Annotated in this window: 21 protein-coding genes; 5 read left to right on the forward strand and 16 right to left on the reverse strand. The window is 69.5% G+C overall.

All coding sequences use genetic code 11. The features are described 5' to 3' along the window. Nucleotides 1-20 precede the first annotated feature (20 nt). From AC5L35_RS16405 to AC5L35_RS16425, 5 genes are all read left to right on the forward strand, one after another. Nucleotides 21-1,139 carry a fatty acid desaturase gene (locus AC5L35_RS16405; RefSeq protein ID WP_495060496.1) on the forward strand — a complete coding sequence of 373 codons (1,119 nt, stop codon included), beginning with the start codon at nucleotides 21-23 and terminating at the stop codon, nucleotides 1,137-1,139. Further along, entirely contained in the window at nucleotides 1,120-1,923 is an 804-nt protein-coding gene (locus tag AC5L35_RS16410) for a PhzF family phenazine biosynthesis protein (protein ID WP_495060497.1), read from the forward strand. Before AC5L35_RS16405 ends, AC5L35_RS16410 begins: the two co-directional genes overlap by 20 nt. Next, nucleotides 1,920-3,206 (forward strand): cation:proton antiporter, encoded by a 1,287-nt coding sequence (locus AC5L35_RS16415; protein ID WP_495060498.1) that lies wholly within the window; start codon nucleotides 1,920-1,922, stop codon nucleotides 3,204-3,206. The genes AC5L35_RS16410 and AC5L35_RS16415 overlap by 4 nt, the downstream gene beginning before the upstream one ends. After that, on the forward strand, nucleotides 3,203-3,940 hold the full coding sequence (locus tag AC5L35_RS16420; protein WP_495060499.1) for a thioesterase II family protein: 738 nt from the start codon (nucleotides 3,203-3,205) through the stop codon (nucleotides 3,938-3,940). Before AC5L35_RS16415 ends, AC5L35_RS16420 begins: the two co-directional genes overlap by 4 nt. 101 nt (nucleotides 3,941-4,041) lie before the next feature. Further along, nucleotides 4,042-4,704, forward strand: coding sequence for a hypothetical protein (locus AC5L35_RS16425; RefSeq protein WP_495060500.1), 663 nt, complete (start codon nucleotides 4,042-4,044; stop codon nucleotides 4,702-4,704). Here AC5L35_RS16425 and lipP1 read toward each other — a convergent pair. From lipP1 to AC5L35_RS16505, 16 genes are all read right to left on the reverse strand, one after another. After that, entirely contained in the window at nucleotides 4,701-5,633 is a 933-nt protein-coding gene (gene lipP1, locus AC5L35_RS16430; protein WP_495060501.1) for a LipP1 family hormone-sensitive lipase, read from the reverse strand. The genes AC5L35_RS16425 and lipP1 overlap by 4 nt on opposite strands. A 15-nt stretch (nucleotides 5,634-5,648) precedes the next feature. After that, nucleotides 5,649-6,227, reverse strand: coding sequence for a helix-turn-helix transcriptional regulator (locus tag AC5L35_RS16435; RefSeq protein WP_495060502.1), 579 nt, complete (start codon nucleotides 6,225-6,227; stop codon nucleotides 5,649-5,651). Between the two features lie 243 nt (nucleotides 6,228-6,470). Next, nucleotides 6,471-7,364 (reverse strand): hypothetical protein, encoded by an 894-nt coding sequence (locus tag AC5L35_RS16440; protein WP_495060503.1) that lies wholly within the window; start codon nucleotides 7,362-7,364, stop codon nucleotides 6,471-6,473. Between the two features lie 5 nt (nucleotides 7,365-7,369). Further along, nucleotides 7,370-7,633 carry an acyl carrier protein gene (locus AC5L35_RS16445; RefSeq protein ID WP_495060504.1) on the reverse strand — a complete coding sequence of 88 codons (264 nt, stop codon included), beginning with the start codon at nucleotides 7,631-7,633 and terminating at the stop codon, nucleotides 7,370-7,372. After that, nucleotides 7,630-8,949, reverse strand: a complete 1,320-nt coding sequence (locus AC5L35_RS16450; RefSeq protein WP_495060505.1) for a type III PLP-dependent enzyme — start codon at nucleotides 8,947-8,949, stop codon at nucleotides 7,630-7,632. Before AC5L35_RS16450 ends, AC5L35_RS16445 begins: the two co-directional genes overlap by 4 nt. A 13-nt stretch (nucleotides 8,950-8,962) precedes the next feature. Beyond that, nucleotides 8,963-10,339, reverse strand: a complete 1,377-nt coding sequence (locus tag AC5L35_RS16455) for a preATP grasp domain-containing protein (RefSeq protein ID WP_495060506.1) — start codon at nucleotides 10,337-10,339, stop codon at nucleotides 8,963-8,965. Nucleotides 10,340-10,361: 22 nt separating this feature from the next. Beyond that, complete coding sequence (locus tag AC5L35_RS16460) at nucleotides 10,362-11,297, reverse strand: 3-oxoacyl-[acyl-carrier-protein] synthase III C-terminal domain-containing protein (RefSeq protein ID WP_495060507.1); 936 nt, start codon at nucleotides 11,295-11,297, stop codon at nucleotides 10,362-10,364. 79 nt (nucleotides 11,298-11,376) lie between these two features. Then, nucleotides 11,377-12,459 (reverse strand): alcohol dehydrogenase catalytic domain-containing protein, encoded by a 1,083-nt coding sequence (locus tag AC5L35_RS16465; protein WP_495060508.1) that lies wholly within the window; start codon nucleotides 12,457-12,459, stop codon nucleotides 11,377-11,379. Then, nucleotides 12,456-14,288, reverse strand: coding sequence for a beta-galactosidase trimerization domain-containing protein (locus AC5L35_RS16470; protein ID WP_495060509.1), 1,833 nt, complete (start codon nucleotides 14,286-14,288; stop codon nucleotides 12,456-12,458). The genes AC5L35_RS16465 and AC5L35_RS16470 overlap by 4 nt, the downstream gene beginning before the upstream one ends. Continuing rightward, nucleotides 14,285-15,478 (reverse strand): DegT/DnrJ/EryC1/StrS family aminotransferase, encoded by a 1,194-nt coding sequence (locus tag AC5L35_RS16475; protein ID WP_495060510.1) that lies wholly within the window; start codon nucleotides 15,476-15,478, stop codon nucleotides 14,285-14,287. The genes AC5L35_RS16470 and AC5L35_RS16475 overlap by 4 nt, the downstream gene beginning before the upstream one ends. A gap of 1 nt (nucleotide 15,479) precedes the next feature. Then, nucleotides 15,480-16,505: a glycosyltransferase family 4 protein gene (locus AC5L35_RS16480; protein ID WP_495060511.1), complete on the reverse strand. Its 1,026-nt coding sequence runs from the start codon at nucleotides 16,503-16,505 to the stop codon at nucleotides 15,480-15,482. Further along, nucleotides 16,502-17,488, reverse strand: coding sequence for an NAD-dependent epimerase/dehydratase family protein (locus AC5L35_RS16485; protein WP_495060512.1), 987 nt, complete (start codon nucleotides 17,486-17,488; stop codon nucleotides 16,502-16,504). Before AC5L35_RS16485 ends, AC5L35_RS16480 begins: the two co-directional genes overlap by 4 nt. After that, nucleotides 17,481-18,788: a nucleotide sugar dehydrogenase gene (locus AC5L35_RS16490; protein ID WP_495060513.1), complete on the reverse strand. Its 1,308-nt coding sequence runs from the start codon at nucleotides 18,786-18,788 to the stop codon at nucleotides 17,481-17,483. Before AC5L35_RS16490 ends, AC5L35_RS16485 begins: the two co-directional genes overlap by 8 nt. A gap of 1 nt (nucleotide 18,789) precedes the next feature. Next, complete coding sequence (locus AC5L35_RS16495) at nucleotides 18,790-20,229, reverse strand: class I adenylate-forming enzyme family protein (protein WP_495060514.1); 1,440 nt, start codon at nucleotides 20,227-20,229, stop codon at nucleotides 18,790-18,792. A 1-nt stretch (nucleotide 20,230) separates the two neighbouring features. Next, the gene (locus AC5L35_RS16500; protein WP_495060515.1) at nucleotides 20,231-20,497 is read right to left on the reverse strand and encodes an acyl carrier protein; all 267 of its coding nucleotides are present in this window, start codon (nucleotides 20,495-20,497) and stop codon (nucleotides 20,231-20,233) included. Continuing rightward, nucleotides 20,494-21,303: a sugar phosphate nucleotidyltransferase gene (locus AC5L35_RS16505; protein WP_495060516.1), complete on the reverse strand. Its 810-nt coding sequence runs from the start codon at nucleotides 21,301-21,303 to the stop codon at nucleotides 20,494-20,496. Before AC5L35_RS16505 ends, AC5L35_RS16500 begins: the two co-directional genes overlap by 4 nt. Nucleotides 21,304-21,346: the final 43 nt, after the last annotated feature.

Genomic DNA, 21,346 nt, shown 5'->3' on the forward strand with positions numbered 1-21,346 from the left:
CGATCTGATCGAGGTGTGTCATGGACGATGTACGGGCCAGCTACCTGCGTTTTCCCGGTTGGACACAGCACTTCTGGACGTGGCAGACCGGCCGGGCACTGCCGGGGCAGAAACCACTGATCCGGCATACCTGGGCCACCTACCTGGCCATGACACTCACCGTATTCCTCACCGGGCTGACCGTATCCACGCTCGCCGTGGCACTGATGTTCCCGTGGTGGTACGTCGTGCTGCTGGTGGGCTGGCTGCTCACGGTGCACGGAGAGCGGCTCATGGTTCTGGTCATCGCGCACCAGGCGCTGCACCGGCGGTTCTCGGGCAGCAAGCGCTGGGACGCGTTCTGGGGTGAGGTCGTCACGGTGCTCTCGGTGTTCCACACCTTCCGGGACTTCAAGGAAGAGCATTTCGACAACCATCACCGGCGCGAGATCTTCGCCACCGAGGCCGACCCACCATTCCAGTCCCTGGAAGCCCTCGGCTTCCGGCCGGGACTGAGCAGGACCACTCTGTGGCGGCGGGCGTGGGTGGTGTTCCTGTCGCCGGTCTTCTACTGGAACGGCTTCGCCGGCCGGTTCGTCAGCAACCTCAAGGGTGGACCGGTCCGGCTCCTCATGTTCGCCGCGTGGATCGGGTGGTGGCTGTCGCTGCCGTTCTGGCTGCCGAACGGCGGGCTGGTACTGCTGCTGGCGTTCGTCGTGCCGGTGATCCTGTTCGCCCAGCTCAGCGCGCTGCTGGATCGGATGGGCGAACACGAGTGGCTGGCGCCGCGCGATCCCGACCTGGGCCATCGGTTCTACACCGCGGCCAACACCTCCGCCCGGTTCTGCGGGTCGGCCGTGCCCGCCCGCGGCGACGGGCCGCTGGCGGGTCTGCGGTGGGCCGCGACCACCCTCTGCTACCACGTGCCCTCGCGGCTGCTGGTCGTGGTCGGGGACCTGCCGAACCACGACTACCACCACCGGTATCCCTCCACACCGGAGTGGACCACGGTCGCCTACGCGCGCCAGCGGGACATCGACACGGGGCCGGAAGGGCCCCCGTACCGGGAGGTCTGGGGCATGGGCGCGGCCATCGACCTGATGTTCCGGAGCCTGGCCACCCGGGAGGAGGACCGCGGCAATGCGCCATCACATCGTTGACACCTTCGCCGACACGCAGTGCGCGGGCAACCCGGCCGCGGTCGTCCAGACCTCGGAGTTCCCCGCCGGCACCGAGATGCAGCAGACCGCACATCGGATCGGGCTGCCGACGACGGCCTTCGTGGTGCCGGCCCGGGCCGGGGAGTACCGGGTGCGCTGGTTCACCCCGTACAAGGAGATCAACCTGTGCGGGCACGCGACGATCGCCAGTGCACGGGTCCTGTTCGTCGACAGCGACTCGACCCGGTTGACGTTCGTCTCCGCCAACGGCGTGCTGCACGCGGAGCGGCTCGAGGACCTGATCGCCATCGACCTGCCCACCTCGGCGCTGACCGACTGCGCCCCGCCGCCCGGCCTGCTCGACGCACTCGGCACGGATGCCGTGTCCTGCGCGGTGTCGGGTGACGACGTCCTGATCGAGGTCGAGTCGCCCACGGCGGTGGCGTCCCTGCGCCCGGACTTCGAGGCACTGGCCGCACAGCCCTTCCGCGGCCACATCGTGACCGCGCGCGGCGACGACGGGGTGGACTTCGTCTCCCGGACCTTCTTCCCGGCCCTCGGCGTGAACGAGGACCAGGTATGTGTCACTGCGCACTGCAAGCTCATCCCCTACTGGGGACGGCGGCTGGGCAAGGACCGGCTCACCGCGGTGCAGTTGTCCGAGCGCGGTGGCCGGCTCGAGTTGCGCGACGCAGGCGAGCGGGTCCAGGTGCTCGGCACGGCGGTACTTCGCGACGGGATCCACGACGATCGAGCGCCACAGCCGGCGAGGATGACCAGGTGACCGCACACACGGCCGCGGTCCTCCTCCTGGATCTGGTGGTGGTCGCGGGCGCGGCCCGGATACTCGGACTGCTGGCTCGACGGCTGGGCCAGCCGGCCGTGATCGGCGAGATTCTCGGCGGGATCCTGCTGGGGCCCACCCTGTTCGGCGGTGCGCTCACCCGCACGCTGTTCCCGGCCGAGGTCCAGCCGTGGCTGGCCATGCTCGCCGACGTCGGCGTCGCCATCTTCATGTTCCTCGTCGGCGTGGAACTGGATCGGAACCTGCTGCGCGGCCAAGGCCGCATCGCGTCCGGTGTGGCGCTCTGCGCCATCCTCCTGCCGTTCGCGCTGGGCACGGCGCTGGCGTTGTACCTGCTCGGCCACCATCCCAGCGCCGAGCAACCGGCATTCGTCCTGTTCCTGGGAACCGCGATGGCGATCACCGCCTTCCCGGTACTGGCCCGGATCCTGACCGACCGGGGCCTGCTCGCGACTCCGATCGGCGCACTGGCCCTGGCCTGCGCGTCCATCGACGACATCCTGGCCTGGTCGCTGCTCGCCGTGGTCACCGCTCTGGCAGGTGCGGCCGCCGGTCTGTGGCAGGTGCTGCTGGTCGTGCCGTATGCCGCGGTTCTGCTGCTCGTGGTTCGGCCGCTCCTGGCCCGGCTGGCCGCCCGGGCGGAGACGGCCGGGTGGACGCAGCGTCCGGTCTCCGCCCGGATCGGTGGGGCCGGGGTCCTGGTCGTCGTGGCCGCCGGACTGTGGCTGTCCGCGGAGGCGACCCAGTGGATGGGCCTGCACCTGATCTTCGGCGCCTTCCTGTTCGGCGTGGCCATGCCCCGCGACCATGGCGTGCGGCTGCGTGCGTGGACGGAGCGGCGGGTCGGCCGGATCTGCTCGGTGCTCCTGCTCCCGATCTTCTTCATGGTCGCGGGAACCAGCGTCGACCTGTCGAAGGTCGACGGGACCGCGCTCCTCGACCTGGGGCTGATCCTGCTCGTCGCGATCGGCGGCAAGGGGGTCGGCGCGTTCGCGGGCGCGCGGCTCAGCGGGTTGCAGACGCGCCACTCGGCCGTACTCGCGATTCTCCTCAATACCCGGGGACTCACCGAGCTCATCGCTCTGACCGTCGGCCTCCAGTTGCACGTGATCGACACCGGGCTCTACTCGCTGATGGTCGTGATGGCTCTGGTGACGACCGCCATGACCGGGGTCCTGCTCCGTGTCGTCTACCCCGAATGGCGGGCCCGTGCCGACATGGCGCCCCGGACCACCATCGCCGAGTCGGAGGCACTGCCATGACCGTCATCGACGCGAGCGCCTGGCTTCCCCGGAAACCATCTCCGGCAGCAGCCGGGCGGGTCTTCTGTCTCCCCCACGCCGGCTACGGCGCCGCGGTGTTCGGCACATGGCCCGACCGGTTGCGCGGCGTCGAGTTCCTGCCGGTCGAGCTGCCGGGACGACTGACCCGCTTCACCGAACCGATGCCGGGCACCTTCGGTGAACTGGCCCACGCCATGATCGACGGACTCGGGCCCTACCTGGACGTCCCGTTCGCCTTCTTCGGTCACTGCTGGTCGGGGCTGATCGCGTACGACGTGACCGTGCAGCTCGAGGCCGCGGGCGGGCCGTCCCCGACACATCTGTACGTGTCGTCGCAAGTGGCCCCGCAGGACGGTCCGGCCGGACGGATGCTGGACATGGACGACGCCGACCTCGCCGCGGAGCTGGAGTCCACGATCCGCGGCCAGGGCAAGGAGCCGCATCGCGAACTGGTGGCCGTCTACCTCGCGATGTTGCGCGCCGACGTCGAGTTGAACCGGCGCTACGTCGTGCCCGAACCCCGGCGCGTGACCTGCCCGATCACGGCCATCGGCTGGACCGACGACGACGAGGTCCGACCCGACCGGATGGCCGGCTGGTCGAAGTGCGGCGACACCGCCTTCGAGCTGTTCGACGGCCGCCACGAGCGGTTCCTCGACGCGCCACCGGAGCTGCTCGAGACGCTGTGTGCGGGTATCCAGAGCCGCGTCTGACGCGGGTCCCTCACGGGTCAGATCTTGTACGCGGCGGTTGATGACAGCTGACGCCGCAGCCACCTCTCTGGACGCCCCCCATCCTCGGAAGGAGACAAGTCGTGACCGGGAAGGTAGCCGTCGTCGATCGCATCCCGACCTTTCGCGCCGGGCTGGCAGCCGTCCTCGAACGGGGCGGCTTCGAGGTCGCCGAACCGGAGCCTCCTGACTTCCGGACGTCCTACGACCGGCTCGACGCTGCGGTGGTGACGGTCCATACCGCCGATATGCACGCCATCCGCGGACTGCTCGCGGACTTCCCGGAACTGATCGTGGTGGCTGTGCTGGTCTCGCCGGAGATCGCGGACTTCTGCGGCGCGCTGCGAGCCGGTGCCCATGCCGGAGTGCTGTGGGACTCCAAGCCCGACGACATCGTCGCGGTGGTGCGTGCGGCCATCGCCGGACAGACCCTGCTCCCGACCCCAGTCCTCCGGGCGCTGGCCGAGTCATCCGTCGAACGCCCCGAGCGCGGGACCCTCCGTGAGGACGAGATCCGCTGGCTGCGCGCCATCGCCCGGGGCACATCGGTCGTCCGCCTCGCCCGCAACGAGGGGTACTCGCAGCGTGAGATCTTCCGCCGGCTCTCCGACCTGTACGCCCGCATGGGTGTGCGCAACCGGCACGAGGCGATCGCGCTGGCCAGCCGGTGGGGACTGCTGATGCCGGCGCCGGAGTCGGCGGTGGAGCACCGCACGACGGTGCTCCAGCTACGCCAGACCAACTAGCGTGGCCCGACGGCCGAACGCACTGCCGCACACACGGCTTCGGCCGCTCCCCGGGCGCCCGGCAGGAAGTCCACCATGGCGAGAAAGGCGTGGAACAGGCCGTCGGCCCGGTAGACCTGCACCGGAACACCGGCTTCAGCCAGCCGGGAACCGTAGGCTTCGCCCTCGTCCCGGAGCGGGTCGTACTCCGCGGTGAGCACCATCGCGGGCGGCAGGTCGGCGAGATTCTCCGCGCGCAGTGGCGACACGTGCGGATGTGCCGCCTCGACCGGGTCGTTCAGATACTGCTGCTCGAACCAGCGCAGGTGGGCTGCGGTCAGGTAGTAGCCCTCCGCGTTGTCCCGGCGCGACGGCAGATCGGCCAGGAAGTCCACCCACGGGTAGAGCAGCAGTTGGAACGCGACCGGCGGACCACCGCTGTCGCGGATCCGCAGGCAGGTCACCGCCGCCAGATTCCCGCCCGCGCTGTCGCCTGCCGCGATGATCCGGCTCGGATCACCACCGAGCGAGACCGCATGCTTGTGAGCCCAGGACACCGCGCGGTAGGCATCCACGACGGCGGCGGGGTACTTGTGTTCGGGCGAGAGCCGGTAGTCGACGGAGATCACGATCGCCGGGACACCGGCCGCCAGAATCCGGCAGAGGCCGTCGTGGGTGTCCAGACCACACAGGACGAAACCGCCGCCGTGGAAGTAGACGATCACCGGATGCGGCCCGGTCTGCGTCCCCGGCCAGTAGATCCGCACCGCGATATCGGGCGGACCGGGTATCACCCGGTCCTCCACCCGTGGCAGGTGCGGCGCCGGTGGCTGCTTGACCTGGTTCAGCATCCGCCGGGCTGCAGCGGCATCGGTGACGCCGGCGCCGATATCGGGATAGGACGCCGTCATCAGTTGCAATACCGCGTCCGTCTGCGGATGCAGTGCCACGACCATTTCCTCCGGTCACATGCCGTCGATGATTCCGAACTTCATGGCCGTGACGACGGCTGTTGTCCGGTTCGGTGAACCCAGCTTCAGCAGCAGACTGCCCACCAGACGTTTCACGCCGTGCTCGGAGATCCTGAGCCGGCGCGCGATCTGCTTGTTACTCAGTCCCTCGGCGAGCAGTGCCAGGGTCTCGTTCTCCCGGGCGGTCAGGGACACCGGGCGCAGATTCCCGGACTGGGCACCGACCCGTCCGAGCAACTGCCTCGTGAGCACTGTCGGCATCGGGATCTCCCCGCTCCTCATCCGCCGCAACGCATCGTGCAGCGACCGCGCCGACAACTCCTGGCGCAGCAGGAAACCGTCCACCGGGAGATCCGCCAGCGGGCCGGGATCGGCGGCCTGCTCCTCGTCGATGAGCATGAGCACCTTGGGCCGGAAGTCATGACGCCCCAACGCCCGCAGCCGATGCCCTTCGGCGGAGGTCAGAATCAGGACATCGATCTTGGTGGAGCGCAGCAACCGCTCCACCTCGACCCAGTCCGGGCACTGATGAATGGCGTCGACGGCCGGCAGGCGGCGCAGTACCACCGCCATCTCCCGGCGCAGAACCTCGTTCTCCGCGAGTAGCGCGTACACCAACTGGCCGGCCACTCCGGCGCGGGCGTACTCGATAGAAACCTCAGTCATCGCAGTCCCCTGTCAACAATTCTCGGCCCCTGGCGACGAACGGCGCTGTGGTCGCTGAAAATTAATTTAACAGGCGATCGCGGTGCTTGACCGTGCTTATTTCGCGGACGGTCGGGACCTGCTGACGGCATGATGCTGCCGCATCGGTTGTCACACCCCTGCCAACGGGTCCGACTCGCCCCGCGGCACGTCAACCGTACAGAATGACAGATACCGTAATACCGGATCATAATCGACCAGTACCACCCGCTGTCCCGTTGCCGTCCACCGCTCGAGGCCGTCGGCGAGTTCCGACCACACCCCGGTGCAGGGCAGATCTCCGGGGGCCCACCGGATCGGGAAATCCTCGGCGAGTTCGGGATCGACACCGACTCCGGCGATCGTGGTCAGCGGCGTCCCGGGTGCGGCGAGGTCCCGCAACTGCTCCGCGGCCAGCCTGCGCACCTCGCCTGCCGCCACATCGGCGAAGTTCCGGACCGACACCGCACCGAGCGCGCCGTCGGGGGCCAGTACCAGCGCGACCGCCGAGTCGCGGCCGGGCATCCGCGTTCCTTCCGGCATCCGGGCCTCGGCGCCGTTCCACAGGAAGCTCTGATCCAAGGATATCACCATCGCCCGGCGAAAAGCCGCATCGCGAGCGTATTCGCCGGTGATCCGGAGCGCGGTGAACGGTGCCGTGACGCCCTGTTCGGACAACGCGAAGGACAAGGGGTTGCCGGCGAGGACGTCCGACAGGTAGCAGGCCGGCCGGGTCGGCCGGGAGTCCGGCGTGGAATGCGCGATGAGCGCGAGGTCGAAGGTTTCGCCCGGCTGCGCTGCCGCGGGCAGGATCTCGGTGACCATGTCGGTGAACGAGTTCGGCGCCGCGCCCGTGAAGTACTCTTCACAAAAGGGCTTCTCGAACTGCCCGGCCAGGTCCGCGAAGTAGCTCACGAACTCGGCGCTGTAGGGCTCACCGCGCCCGAACAACCTGCGCTCGATGCGCGCCAACCGCAAGGTATGCGTGCCGGACACCTGGGGCGCGGCGGACGTTGCAGGGTGCATGTCGCCTATCCCTTCAGTTGCTCGAGGGTGTACCCGACGAGCGAGCCCACGGTCTCGAAGTGCTGCTGCTCGAGGGTGTCGTCGTCGAACTCGACTCCGGTCTCGTCCTCGATCCGCATCAGCAGTTCCAGCGCGCTCGTCGAATCGAGCCCGAGATCGTCGAACAGTCGCGTGTCCCACTCCAGCCGATCGGCCGGGACCTCGACCATGCCGGCAATGGTGGCGACGACCTTGTCGCTGATCGTGGCCTGGTTCACGGCCTGGTTCATCGTTTCAGTTCCTTCAACTGTCGGAATCGGTCGGACGGCTCGGCACCCTCGATCGCCGAGAAGTCGTGCAGATGCTGCGGACGCAGCAGATCCTCGGTGCGGTCGCGGTCACGGATCAGGTACGGCCGACCGCAATGGACCAGAACTTCCGCCGGAGCGCCGTGGCCGAGGAACAGCACCGGTGAGGCGGTCGGCCCGTAGGCCCCGGATCGCAGCACACCCAGCAGGTCACCGGCCCGCACCGGGGGCAGGGCGACATCCTTGGCCAGGGTGTCGTTGGGAGTGCACAGCGGCCCGGTCACGGTCCAGCGCTCGGTCGGCGGCTCCGCTCGATCCAGCAGTCGCATCGGGAAGTTCCGCTTCACGAACGAACCGATACCGACCGCGGCCATGTGGTGATGGGTGCCGCCGTCGGTGATCGCGAACTGGTGTCCCAGTGACGTCTTCACGTACCGGACCCGCACCACGTACGTTCCCGCGAGCGCGGTGAGGTACCGGCCGAGCTCCATCACGAGCCTGGTTCGCGGACTGGCGGCAGCGAACTCCGCGATGAGCGGCTCGAGCCCCGCCGCCAGCACCGACGGATCGATGTCACGCTCGCCGTCGAAGTACGCCACTCCGAGCCCACCGCCGATGTCGACCAGCTCCAGCTCGAACTCCAGCCGGGCCGACACCCGTCGAGCCAGCTCCAGGATGCGCCGGGTGTTCTCGATGACGACGTCCTCGGCGAGGATGCGCGTGCCCATGTACACGTGCACGCCCATCAACCGGACGCCGGGAAACCGCTGCCTCGCGTTCCCGAGCTCCTCGAGCTGCGCCTCGTCGATACCGAACTGCCTCGGCTTGCCGCCCATGGTCAGACCGGACCCCTTGACGGCGAACGCGGGGTTGACCCGCAGCGCCACGCGCGCGACCGTGCCACGCAGGCGCGCCAGCTGGTCGATCAGCTCCAGTTCGCCCAGCGACTCGCAGACGACGGCGAAGATGTCGTGGTCCAGGCAGGCGGCCAGCTCGTCGGCGCTCTTGCCCGGGCCCACGAAGACGATGTCCCCCGGTGAGACTCCGGCGCGGATCGCGGTGACGAGCTCCGCCGCGGACGACACCTCCGCCCGTGCACCCCGGGAACGCAACAGCGCGCACACGGATACGTTCGGGTTGGCCTTGAGCGAGAAGAAGATCTCCAGCTTCGGATGCAGCTGCCGCCGCAACCCGTCGTACTGGTCGACGAGAACGTCGCCGTCGTAGACGAACAGGGGTGTGCCGTAGTCCCGCGCCAGCTCCGAGACGGGTATGCCCTGTATCTCGAGTTCGGTCATCCTCACCACCTCCCTACACGGCCGCGAGACGGGCCGTGATCTCGTCGTCCAGGGCCGTCAGCTCGTCGGCCGAGCGGGCGACCACCATTCCGTACAGCCGCCCGTCGAACGACCGATCGGTCGCGGCACCCCGCACCGCACCGGCCGCGTTGACCGTGGCGAAGTTGTTGACCAGCAGGCCCTGGCCGGTGTCGCGGTCGAGCAGCACGCCGTCCAGCAGCCGCCGCAGCTCGTCGAAGGCCAGTTCGGTCCGCAGTCGGAGCACGTAATGCCTGGCCAGCGCCACCTTTCCGGTCCCGGCGAAGGTTGCCTGGACCAGTGCCTGGTAGGTGGACATGTTGTTGCGCGCGTTGATCTCGACCAGCGGGTACAGGCCGCCCTCCGGGTCGACCATCGCGTCCACCCCGACCACGCCGAAGTAGCCGTCGGCGGCGAGCCGCTCCCCGATCCGCTGCGCGGCCTCGTGCAGTTCGTCCAGCTGCGCCGGCGCGAGCGAGACCGGAAACCGGTGCCCCTTGTGCACTCCCCCGTCGGTCAACGCCTGTTTGACGAAGTCCATGCGGACCGAGCCGTCACGGCCCACCGTGAACTGGTAGTTGAGGTCGGCGTCCTTGGGGACCCACTCCTCCACCACCAGGCCGACCCGTCGCTGTCCGGAGGAGCCCGCTCTACGGGCGATCATCCGGTGCAGCCGGCCGAGGCGGTCGCCGGTCTCGATCACGGCGATGCCCTTGCCCGAGACCCCGAACGCGTCCTTGACCACGACCGTTCGATCCGACGCGAGCAGGGTGCGCGCACCGGCGACGGCCTCGTCCAGCTCGGCCAGGGTGTCGCAGGCCCATCCCGGCGCCTGCCGCAGACCGAGCTCATCGGCCAGGCGCCTGCTGTAGATCTTGCTGTTCACCGCCTTGCAGATCGCCGCGCCGGGCGCGGCCAGCCGCAGGCCGGATCGCTGCGCGAGCTCCTCCTCCAGGGTCGAGACCCCGTGCGGCGACAGCCAGCAGCCCTCGGTCGCCAGCTGGGTCAGGCGGGCGATGGTCGCGGGGTCGGCCAGGGCATCCTCGGTGACCACGCGGTGCGGGTCCTGGCCACCGGGGGTGATGATCCGCGGCAGTTCCAGCCCAAGATCGTCCAGGTAGCTCAGGTAGCTCTCGTCGGGTTCCTGCTTGAGGACCACGTGGTCGGTCCCGGTGGCGAGCAGCAGGGCGAACTCGTCCATCCGGTTGACCACGGCTCGGCCGGCCTCGAAGGCGACGCCGCGCAGTCCGAGCTCCCCGGCCGCCCAGCGGCCCTCGACCTCGAAGTTCCCCAGGAACACCAGGCTCGCGTCGGCCGAACCCACCACGGCCGACTTCAGTCTGGCGTTGAAGTTGTCGGGCAGTACCCGCATGGTCCTTCCTCCAGAATTCTTGTCAGTGCCGGAAGACCATCGCGGAGAATGTCGCACCGAGGCCGACCGACACCATCATGTAGTGGTCACCTCGGCGCAGTCGGCCGGTTTCGGACACGGTGAGATAGTTGATGAAGGGATCGGCACAGAAGCAGTGGCCGACTTCGGGGAGGTTTTCCAGGAAGATCCGGTCCATGGGAAACCCGATCCGCTTCGACAGCCTCTTCCACGAATTGTGGTTGACGTGATGCGGAAGTACGAACGCGATATCGTCCAGGGTGAGGTCCGCTTGCTCCACCGCGGCCAGCATCACCTCGGCGAGGGCCTCGGGATACAACTGGTCGAACTCCCTGGCCTGTTCGTGGGTCAACCACGGCGCCTGGTTGAACTGCCCGTGGGTGCGGGTCACGTACGAGATCACCTCGTCGCGGTCGCCGCCCTGGCGCACCAGGATCGCGGCCATCCCCTCGCCCATCACCGCGGTGTCGATGATGAACTGCTGCGAGTAGGCGGTGTAGGCCTTCTCCCCGGTGAAGATCAGCGCCAGCGCGTCCGGGTCGCCGTCGGCAGCCAGCAGTTTGCCGCACACGTCGACGGCGAGCAGACCGGTCGCGCAGGCATGCTGGGTCAGGCAGAAGGTGACGGCGTGTTCGAGTCCGAGCGCTCGACGCACGTCGTGCACCGGATTGGTCGGATAGGGCGCGGCGACGGGCAGGGTGAGCGCCTGCACGACATAGCGCACATCCTTTTCCCGTCCGTGCAGCGCCGTCAGCCCCGCCGCGGTCGACAGCATCTGGTCGGCCAGCCGGGCCTTCGGCTCCCGCCGGATCCGGGAGAATCCGTAGAAACGCTGGAAGAGCCGGATCTGTGATTCGCTGATGTCGAGTCCGGCGAGGGCCTTGTCGATGGGCACACTCTCCGGCGGCAGATAGGTTGCCACGGCCTCCAGGTGCGTCATCGCGCGCCACCTCTCCCTTGTTTCCGCTGACTGGAATATCGCCGAAGCCGGCGCATTCGGTAATGATCGAACGATCGCGCTATCGGCCCGATCGGACGGCCATACCTGGACGGTCCGCAGCACCGTCGGCCGTCAGGACGACCTTGAACGCCTCCCGGCGGTCGAACAGTTCGTAACCTCGCTGCGCGTCGGAGAGCGGCAACCGGTGCGAGATGAGCCGGGCCGGGTCGACGAGGCCGGACCGCACCAACCGGAGGACCTCGGCGCGGTGCCGAATCGGGTCACCGACGATGAACCGGACGGTGAGTTCCCTGGTGAAGGCGAGCCCGCTCGGAAAGGGCATCGCCTCTGCACTGTGCGCACCCACCGCGACAACCGTGGCCCGCGGCCCGGCGCTGCGCAGCGCGCTCGCCAGCGCGGCGTCGGTGCCGACGGCCTCGATCACCACGCCGGCGCCCCATCCGTCGGACACCGTGTCCAAGCTGTCGCGCAACTCGCCGGGGGCCACCGCATGCATCCCCAGCGCCGTGGCCTGGGCCCGTCTGACCGGATCCGGATCGGACACGATCACCTCGGCGGCCCCGAGCGCCGATGCGCACATGGCTCCGAGCAACCCGACCGGCCCGGCACCGACCACACCGACCACGTCGCCTGCGCCGATGTCCGCGTCGACTGCCGCGGCGTACGCGGTGGTGAGCACATCGCCGGCGAACAGCACCTGGTCATCGGTCAGTTCGTCCGGCGAACGCGCCAGTACGACGTCGGCGAACGGGACGCGGACGTACTCCGCCTGACCACCGGCCACCGGCGGACCGACCACGGTGGAGTAGCCGAAGATGCTGGCGTGCTCGCAGTGGTAGTGCCAGCCGCGCGCGCATCGCGGGCACCGCCCGCACGCCACCAGATATGAGGCGAACACCCGATCGTCCACGGCGAACGGAACATCCGGCCCGGCTTCCACGACAACGCCCGCGAACTCGTGCCCGAGCACGGTCCCCGGCGCGAAGTCGGGCATCTCTCCCCGGTAGGGATGCAGGTCCGATCCGCAGATCGCCGTCCGCGTGACCCGGACCACGGCGTCCCGAGGGCTCAGCACGCGCGGCATCGGGAGTTCCGCCTCGACCGTCACCCGGCGCGGACCCTGGAAGACGACGCCCTTCATCGGCCCGCCCGTTCCGGAGGCACGTGCACGATCGCCCAGTCCTTGGCGGCCAGTTCGACGCGGACGCCCGCTCCGCCCAGGCTGATCTCCGTATCGCTCGGCACCGCACCGTGGTTGACGACCACGAAGCGCCGGCCGTCGGCACCGTCGGCAGGCAGGATCTCCACGTCCGGGTCAGGACAGTCCGCGACCGGGACGATGCCTGCGACGGCGGCGATACGCCGGTAGAAGCGCTCCCAGGCCGCGGCGGTCAACCGTTCCGGCCGGTCGAGTTGGGCCTCGAACGGCACGTTCGTGAACAGGAACCGGCCGTCGCCCACCCGATGCTGAAGCAGGCACGGCGAGCCGTCCGGATAGCGACCGATCACCTCCGCGGTGGTGGGCCGCAGCGTGGTGGTCCGCGTCCGCGTCGCCGCCCAGTCGATCGCCCACTCCTCCGAGTCCCAGCGGAGTGCCGACTTCGCGTCGCTTGGGGGCGAATGGTCCACGATCTCCGCGCCCACCAGCGGCTCGCCGGGAAAGCCGTGGAGATGGTCGCCGAGCGAGAAGTAGACGGTGCCGCCCCGATCGCACACGGCACGCAGCTTCCGCAGGTCGGGCAGCGTGACATGGGCGACCGACGGGCAGAGCACGAGGTCGTATCCGGCCAGATCGTCGGCGACGATGTCGAAGTCGATGTGTGCGCGTTTGAGAAGCAGGTACGAGAAGAACGTCGCCACCGTCGCGACCCCGTTGTCCAGATAGGACCCGCCCGCGGCGCGCACCCGCTGCGGCAGGTACACCGCGACGGACGGCCCTGGGCGCTGCACCGCGAGCTCGGTTGCGGCACCCACGATCCGGCGGTACTCCCGCATCACCGGCTTGGCCGAACCGTCCAGCCGATGCAGTCCGGCGAACCGTTCCATCGGGCGATCCGTATAGGGCTCGGCCTCCGAGGCGATGTCCTGCCAGCACCAGACGAAGATCCCGGACGCGCCGTTGCCGATGGCCGAGGCGGCGGACGCCCGCAGGTACGCGGCCGCGGTGGCGTCGTCGACCCCGTAGCTGCCGAGCTCGTCCACCAGGGGCACGCCGTATGCGGAGGCGAAGCGCACCAGGAACGACGTCAGGTTGGTCGCCTTGAACGACAGTGTCGACTCGATCGACCCCGGCGCCCACACCGGGAACCCGTGGATGCCGATCAGATCGAGCGCCGCGCTGTTGTCGGCGCCGAAGGGGGACGGTCCCAGCACACCCGAGGCGTCGTTCGCCTGCAGCACGAGGACGTCCGGCGCCTCGAGCCGCAGCGCGGCGGCCAGCCGGGCCTGCCAGCCGGCGATCTCCGCCGGGGTCGACGCCGCCGCCTCGACCGGGTCCACGCAGCCGATCTCGTCACCCAGGTCGAAGGCCAGCAGGTTCTCGCACCCGCCCACCTCGCGGGCCACGGCCGTGGCGAACTCCTCCTCGAGGTCCAGCATGTCGCCGTCGCGCCACAGGCTTCTGCCCTGCCGCCACGGGAGATCGAGCAACTGCCCGTTCATCCAGATGGTGAACAGCGAGACCACGCAGGCGAGACCCGCCTCCGCGGCGGTGTCGACCACGTGGCGCAGCCGTCCGAGCATCTCCTTGTCGACACATCCGGGTTCCGGCTCGAAGTCGCGCCAGAACACGAAGAACCGCACCGTGTTCAGCCCCGCCTCGGCCATGCGGGCGAAGTCATCGGCTACCGCGCTCGGATCCCACTCGGTCCAGATCCGGCAGCCCGCTGCGGACGGGTGGTAGTCGACCCCGCGGGCGAGGAAGGGCCGACCGTCCCGGAACAGCCGGCCGCCACCGACGGTGAAGCTCACGACAGCGACCTCTCCGATGAGCGGCTGATGCTCTCGGACAGGCCGTCCACGACCAGCGCCACATCGTCGTCCGACATCAGGGCATGCAAGGGCAGCGACAGCAGCCGCGGGGCCACCGCGTCGGTGACCGGCAACAGGTGTCGCCCCGTGCCGAAGCGCTCGCGGTAGAACGTGAAGTGGTGGGTGGGCCGGTAGTGCACCGACGTCTGAACACCACGTTGCCGCAGCTCCGACCGCACGCCGGTCCGGTCCGCCCCGTCCGGAAGCAGCACCGCCATGAGGTGCCGGGCCGAGTCACCGTCGTAGTGCGCGAAGGGAGTAACCAGGCCGGGTACGGCGGCGAGCCGCTCCCGATAGGCGGCGGTGAGCGCCCCGCGACGACGGCGATCGCGAGCGAGCTTCCCGAGCTGGACCCGGCCGATGGCCGACGCGACCTCGGTGGGCCGGTAGTTGAGACCGATGGCCGAGACGTCGTAGTCGGCATCGCCGCTGCGCAGCCGGTCCCACGTGGAGGAGGAGAGACAGTGCGACCGCGCGGAGCGGACCCTGTCCAGCAGCGCCGGATCGCGCGCCACCACCATGCCGCCCTCCCCGGTGGTGAGGTTCTTGGTCGCGAAGAAGCTGAAGCAGCCGACATCCCCGACCGTGCCGAGCATGGCGCCCGCCGCCTGCACGACCGGTGCGTGGGCGGCATCCTCGATCAACGCGATGCCGTGCTCGTCGGCGAGATCGGCGAGCGCAGCCAGATCGGCCGGGTACCCGCCGTAGTGCATGGCGACGACGGCCTTCGTCCGCTCGGTGATCAGTCCGCGCACATCGGCGGGGTCGATCGTCGGATCGGTTTCCGATCGGATGTCGGCGAACACCGGCGTACCGCCCTGCAGAGCCACCATCGCGGCCGAGGCCACGAAGCTGAGCGACGGCACGATCACCTCGTCGCCGGGCCCGACACCGAGAGCGAGGAGCGCCAGGTGCAAGGCTGCGGTCCCGCTGCTCACCGCCACCGCGGCCGGACATCCGAGCGCCTCGGCGAACTCGCTCTCGAACGCGCGGGTCTGCGGCCCCGGCGACAACCACCCCGACCGCAGGACCTCGGTGACGGCCTGGATCTCTTCGTCGCCGATGGTGTTGTCGGCGAGGTTGACCCGCCACTCAGGAGCCGTCGTCGGCTGTGACGTCGAGGTCTTCATGTCAGTAACCGGCCTCCACGCTCTCGGCCACGCGGTCCCAGGTGAAGTTCTGCCGGACCCGGGCCTGCCCGGCCCGCCCCATCGCGGACCGGATCTCGTCGTCGGACAACAGGCGGACGAGTGCCTCGGCGATCTCCGCAGGCCGAGGCGTGACGATCAGGCCGTCGACGCCGTGCTCGACGACGCTGTCCGCTCCCACGAAGTCGCCGCTCACGACGGGTTTCCCGCACGCCCACGCCTCGAGGAAGACCAGCGGGAACACGTCGGCGCTGCTCGGCAGGCACAACACGGCGGCGGCCGCGATCGCGTCGTGTTTGGTCTGCTCGTCCACGGCGCCGAGGTCGATGATCCGCGGATCAGCATGGGCGCGAAACGTCTCCGCCGCTGCCGGGTCGGTGTTCGGTCCGAGGAACAGGAGTTGCGTATCCGGCAGCGTGCGCCAGATCAGCGGCGCGGCCCGGAGCAGCTCGGCGTATCCCTTCGACGGGATCCGCCGTCCCGCGAACACGACGGTGGGCCCGCGCAGTCCCAGCCGCCTGCGGAATCCGGTCGGGTCCGGGCGGCCGTGAAGGTCGGGAGCGTGGGGAATCGGGCGGATCCGATCCGGTGCCGCGCCGAACCCCGACAGCACCCGCGCCTCTGCCGAGGTCAGCACGTAGATGACTCGGGCCTGGCGGCATGCGGTGCGCCCCAGCGCCGGGTCGGGCCACAGTTCCGGAGCGGTCGCCGGGGTCAGCGCCAAGGGGGCGCCCCCGCGCCGGACGAGATCGAGCGCCATCGCCACGTACTCCGGCTTGGCCAGGTCGTAGGCGTGGACGACATCGGCCTGCCAGCCCCGCGCGAGGTCCCGATCGGATCGGAGGGACCGCACCGCCTCGCCGTCCAGATCGTCCGGTGGCCGGGAGTCGGTGAGTGCGGTGACCGAATGGCCGCGCCGGGCGAGGGACTCGCCGGTTCGCCACGCCATCCGCTCGGCGCCCGCAGGTGCGGACGGATAGCCGCCGAAGGTGATCACCACCTCGCTCATCGACCGTCCCGATCCGTACCCGCGCGCCGGTGGCGCGAGTACCAGTCGAAGGTCGCACGTAGCCCGGTGTCCAGATCCACCTTCGGCTCGTACCCGATGCGCCGCCGCAGCTCCGACAGTTCCGGCAGCCGGCGATCGGGAGATCCCGCGGGCGGGTCGTGGACGGCGATCTCGGGCCGGGCGCCCGCGAGGGCCAGTACGCGGTCGGCGAGGTCGCGAATCTTGATCTCCTCGCGGTCGTTTCCGATGTTCGCGATGACCGGATCGACGGTGTCGAGGCGAACGAGGCCGATCGTGGCCTCGACCGCATCGTCGATGTAGCAGAACGCCCTGGTCTGCGCGTCGCCGTGGATGGCGAACGGGTCGGCGCCGGACAATGCGCGCTCGATGAACTCGGGAATCACGTGCGAGTAGCCCATCTGCGGGCCGTAGATGTTGTGGTAGCGGCCGATCCGGATCCGGAACCGCGCGTCGGACTGCAGGAACAGGGTTTCCGAGACGATCTTGCCGAGGGCGTAGGAGCCCCGCGGCGCCCGCGGCTCGGCAAGTACGAACGGCAGGTCCTCCGGGGACGGGAACGGAGCCAGGCCCATCCGCATGGCGCCGTCGGCGACCTCGCTCGTGGAGCTGAGGAACAGCGTCGCGGGCGAGGTGAGCCGGCACCAGTCGAGCAGGTTGACGGTGGCCAGCACATTCGTGCGCAACACATGGCTCGGGTTCTCGTTCGCCCGGCGTACGCCGACGACGGCAGCCAGGTGGTACACGGTGTCGAAGTCGCCGCGGAGCAGTCCGTGCGGGATCGGCGTGGTCAGGTCGTGCTCGACGACCTCGGGCCCCCGCTGCCCCTCGTCGGGCTCGGCATCGGCGCGGCCGCGCGAGAAGTCGTCGAGGACGACGACCTCGGCGCCGTCGCGCAGCAGGCGGCGGGCCAGGTGCCGGCCGACGAATCCGGCGCCGCCGGTGATCAGAACCCGCTCAGCCACGGCCCAACCTCAGGTAGTCGACGTCGGGCACACCCGAGAGCTCGGAGTCGAGCAGACCCCACATGTCGAAGACGATCGCGGGCTGTCGCATCCGCGCGCGCAGGGACTCGGCGTCCAGATCCCGATAGCGCGGGTGGTCGACGAGCAGGATCAGGACATCGGCGTCGGTCAACCCGTCGGCCAGGCTCATCGGCTCGTAACCCGTGCTCGCGATCCGGCTCGGGTCGACCACGAAGTCGTGACCGGCGAGCACGGCCACCCGGTCGCGCAGTGCCGCCGCGACCTCCACCGCGGCCGAGCCGCGCACGTCGTCGGTCTCCGGATGCCCCTTGTAGGCGATACCGCACACGAGAACCTTGGCGTCGGCGGCTGCCCGTCCCCTCGCCGCCAGGGCTTTCAGCACCGCGTCCAGGACGTGTCCGGGCACGCGCTCGTTGACCGCACGCGCCGCCGCCACCATCGGCGGCCGGTATCCCGCCTCGGCGGCGGAGTGGATGAGCAGGTACGGATCCTTGATCAGGCAGCTTCCGCCGACGAAGCCCGGCCGGGACAGGTCGGGCCGCGGATAGCGCAGGTTGGCGCCTGCGATGACCTCGTTCGCGTCGATGCCCAGCGCCGACGACATCAGCGCGACCTCGTTGCCGAATCCGTAGATGAGATCGGTGTGCGCGTTGCACACCAGCTTCACCATCTCCGCGACCTCCAGCGAGGAGACGATCACCTGGTCGGCCGCAACGGGCTTCAGCAGCCGGCAGGTTCGTTCGAGCGACCGGTCGTCGAGCGCGCCGATGATCTGGGGCAGGGCCTCGATCTCGCGGAGCGCCTGCCCCTGGATGATCCGCTCCGGGCACATGGCGAGCATCGGAGCGTCGACGTGGGCCTGCAGCAGCGGCAGCAGCGAGCGCCGGCAGGTGCCGACCGGCACGGTGCTGCGGACGACGACCAGCGTCTCCGCCGACATGTGCTCGGCGATGTGCTCGGTGGCCGCGACGAGGTGCCGCAGGTCGGGCTGTCCGGTGGCCGGGTCGATCGAGGTGCCGACGCAGATGACGACCGCGCGCGGCGCCACGTCGGGCAACCGGTCGGTCACGGTGAAACGGTCCACGGGGACGGAGTTCAGCAGCTCCGTCAGGCCGGCTTCGACGAACCGCGGTGTGCCCGCAGCCAGGGCGGCGCGCACCTCGGGATCGACGTCCACGCCGACCACCCGCCTGCCGGACCGCGCCAGCGACAACGCCAGCGGCAGCCCGACGTAGCCGAGGCCGACCACCGCGACGTACTCGTCCGTTGGCTCGGTCATGTCATGCCCCTTCTCGGATGAGCCGCTGGACCGACACCTTCCCGAGTGCGGTCCTCGGCAGTTCGGATACGACGTGCACGCGATGCGGCACCTCGTACGGCATCAGCCGGGATCGGCAGAACCTGAGCAGCTCCGCCACGCCGGTCGAACCGGTGAGCACGACGGCCGCGTGGATCTCCTGCTCGTCGCCATCGGACTCGGCGCCGTAGACGGCGATCTCGGCGACCTCGCGATGTTCGGCGATCACCCGCTCGATGCGCCGCGGGTTGATCTTCCGGCCGCCGACGTTGACGAAGGTGTTCTTCCGGGCGACGACGAACAGGTGGCCCCGCTCGTCGACGCGCACCAGATCGCCGGTGTCGTAGAACCCGTCGCCCGCGTCCGGCGCGGCGGAGTCCGCGTAGCCGTCGAACATGGTGGCGGTACGCACGAGCAGCCGGCCCGCGTCGTCGTGTGCCGTCGCGTCGTCGGGTGTCATCCGCCATTCGACGCCGGGCGCGAACCGGCCCACCGAGCCGTCCGGCCACGGCTCCGCGCGGTCGTACGTGCACGCGACCAGACCGGTCTCGGTACTGCCGTAGATCTGGTGGATGCGGACGCCCAGCCGGTGCGCGGCTTTGGCGGCCACGCGCTCCGAGAGCGGCCCGCCCGATGACAACGCGAGGCGCAGGCTGCTCTGCTGGCGCTCGGGAGCGCTCGCCGAGGCGATGAGCTCGTATCCGAGCGGTGTGCTCAGCATGACGGTCGCGCCGTCGCGCAGGCCCGCCAGCAGCACCCGGAGGTTGAAGCGGGTCAGGGTCAGCAGCCGGGCACCGGAGACTAGCGCGGAAGCCAGTCCACCGATGAGGCCGAACGAATGCGCGAGCGGAACCGTCACGAAGACGGTGTCGGCATCGGTCAGTCCGTGGACGTCGCGATAGAGGTGGCCGCCCCGCACCATGTTGTCCACGCTGTGGCGGACGATCCGTTGCTCGCCGGTGGATCCCGACGTGAGCTGATGGATCATCGACCCGTACCCGCCACGCGCCGGAGCCCCCGACGGGCCGACGGTGAGGTCACCGAAACCCAGGTAGGTGAGCCGGGCGGATGCGGTTGTCGCGTGCCCGTCCGGTCCGACCACGCACGAGGGTGCGGCCCGGAAGACCGCCGACTGTTCGTCGGTCAGGTACGAGTTGGCGGACTCCACCAGCAGCACCTCGCGCGAGGCGATGGCCAGCCCGAGCAACACGGTGACGCAGGCGATGCTGTTGTCCACGACGAGGACGACCGGACCACCGCCGACCGGGAGCCCGCGAGCCCGCCCGGCCACCGCCGACGCGGCGGCGCACAACTCCGCCCAGGTCACCGACTCCCAGCCGGTCGGGGCGCCCGCGCTCATCGCCACCGCGTCAGGGGAATTCCGGGCGTTCCGGTGGAGCAGGTCGAGTATCGAAGGGTCCATGTCAATACCTCCCGAACACGACGGCCAGCGCCTGTGGCGTACCGTCGTCGAACATCGCCAGCACGAGTTCCTCGTGCAGTCGCTCCGCCAGTGCAGAATCCTCCGGGCCGTAGCGGACGACGAGTTCGGACAGCACCTGCATCGCCCGACCCGAGTCACCACCCGCTCCGAAGAAATCGTCGGCCGGGGCCAGGGGAGGGAGCGCCAGAACGTATCCCAAGGACTTTCCTATGATCGTGACGAGATCGCTCGTGTCCGGTTCGATCATTGGCCGAGTGAGATGCTCAGTTGGGGCCGGCCGGTCGTCCCCGACGCCAACGGCCGGACCTCGGTGTTCGTCCTGTCGAACGCCGTCGGTTCGATCCGCTCGCTCCGGAACAGGTAGTGGTCCTGGTTCGCCAGGAACTCTCGTTCGGCCTGCCGGTAGGTGGTCGGCGTGCCGATGTCGTGCCATTCCTCCCGAAACCCGTAGGCGTTGACCCGCTCACCCTTCTTCAGCAGCGCGTCGATGACATCGGGCATATCCACGCGGGCGCCTTCCGGTATGAAGTCCCGGACCGAAGGGTCGGCCACGTACATTCCCGAGCACACGTCGATCGCCAGGGACGGCTTCTCCCACATCGCGTGCACCTGCCGGTCACCTACCTGGAGAACTCCCAGTTCGACGGGAACCTCCCGGCGCTGGAACGCGACGGAGAGCACGCTTCCGCTCTGTTCGTGCATCTGCTGGAAGTGTGCGAAGTCCAGCGCCGTCAGGACATCGCCGTTCATGACGACGGCCGGGGAGTCCCAGTCCGGCACGAGCAGCAGCGGCGCCGCGGTACCGGTCGGCGGATCGTCGGTGCAGTAGTCGATCGCCAGCCCCAGGGACCGGCCGTCCCCGAACTCCGCGCGGACCATCTCGCCGAGGTGAGCGGTACATAATGTCACGCGTTCGAAACCGCAGGCGCGTAGTCTTCGGATGATGATCTCGAGGATCGAGTAGCGGCCCAGCCGCATCAGCGGCTTCGGACGATACTTCGTGAACGGCAGCAGGCGCGATCCCTTACCTCCGACCAGAATGACGGCATGCACGCTCTCTCCTGCCCCGAAACGCGGTTCGCGATGGAAATCTCTA

The sequence above is a fragment of the Pseudonocardia sp. OZ21 genome (assembly GCF_059359135.1).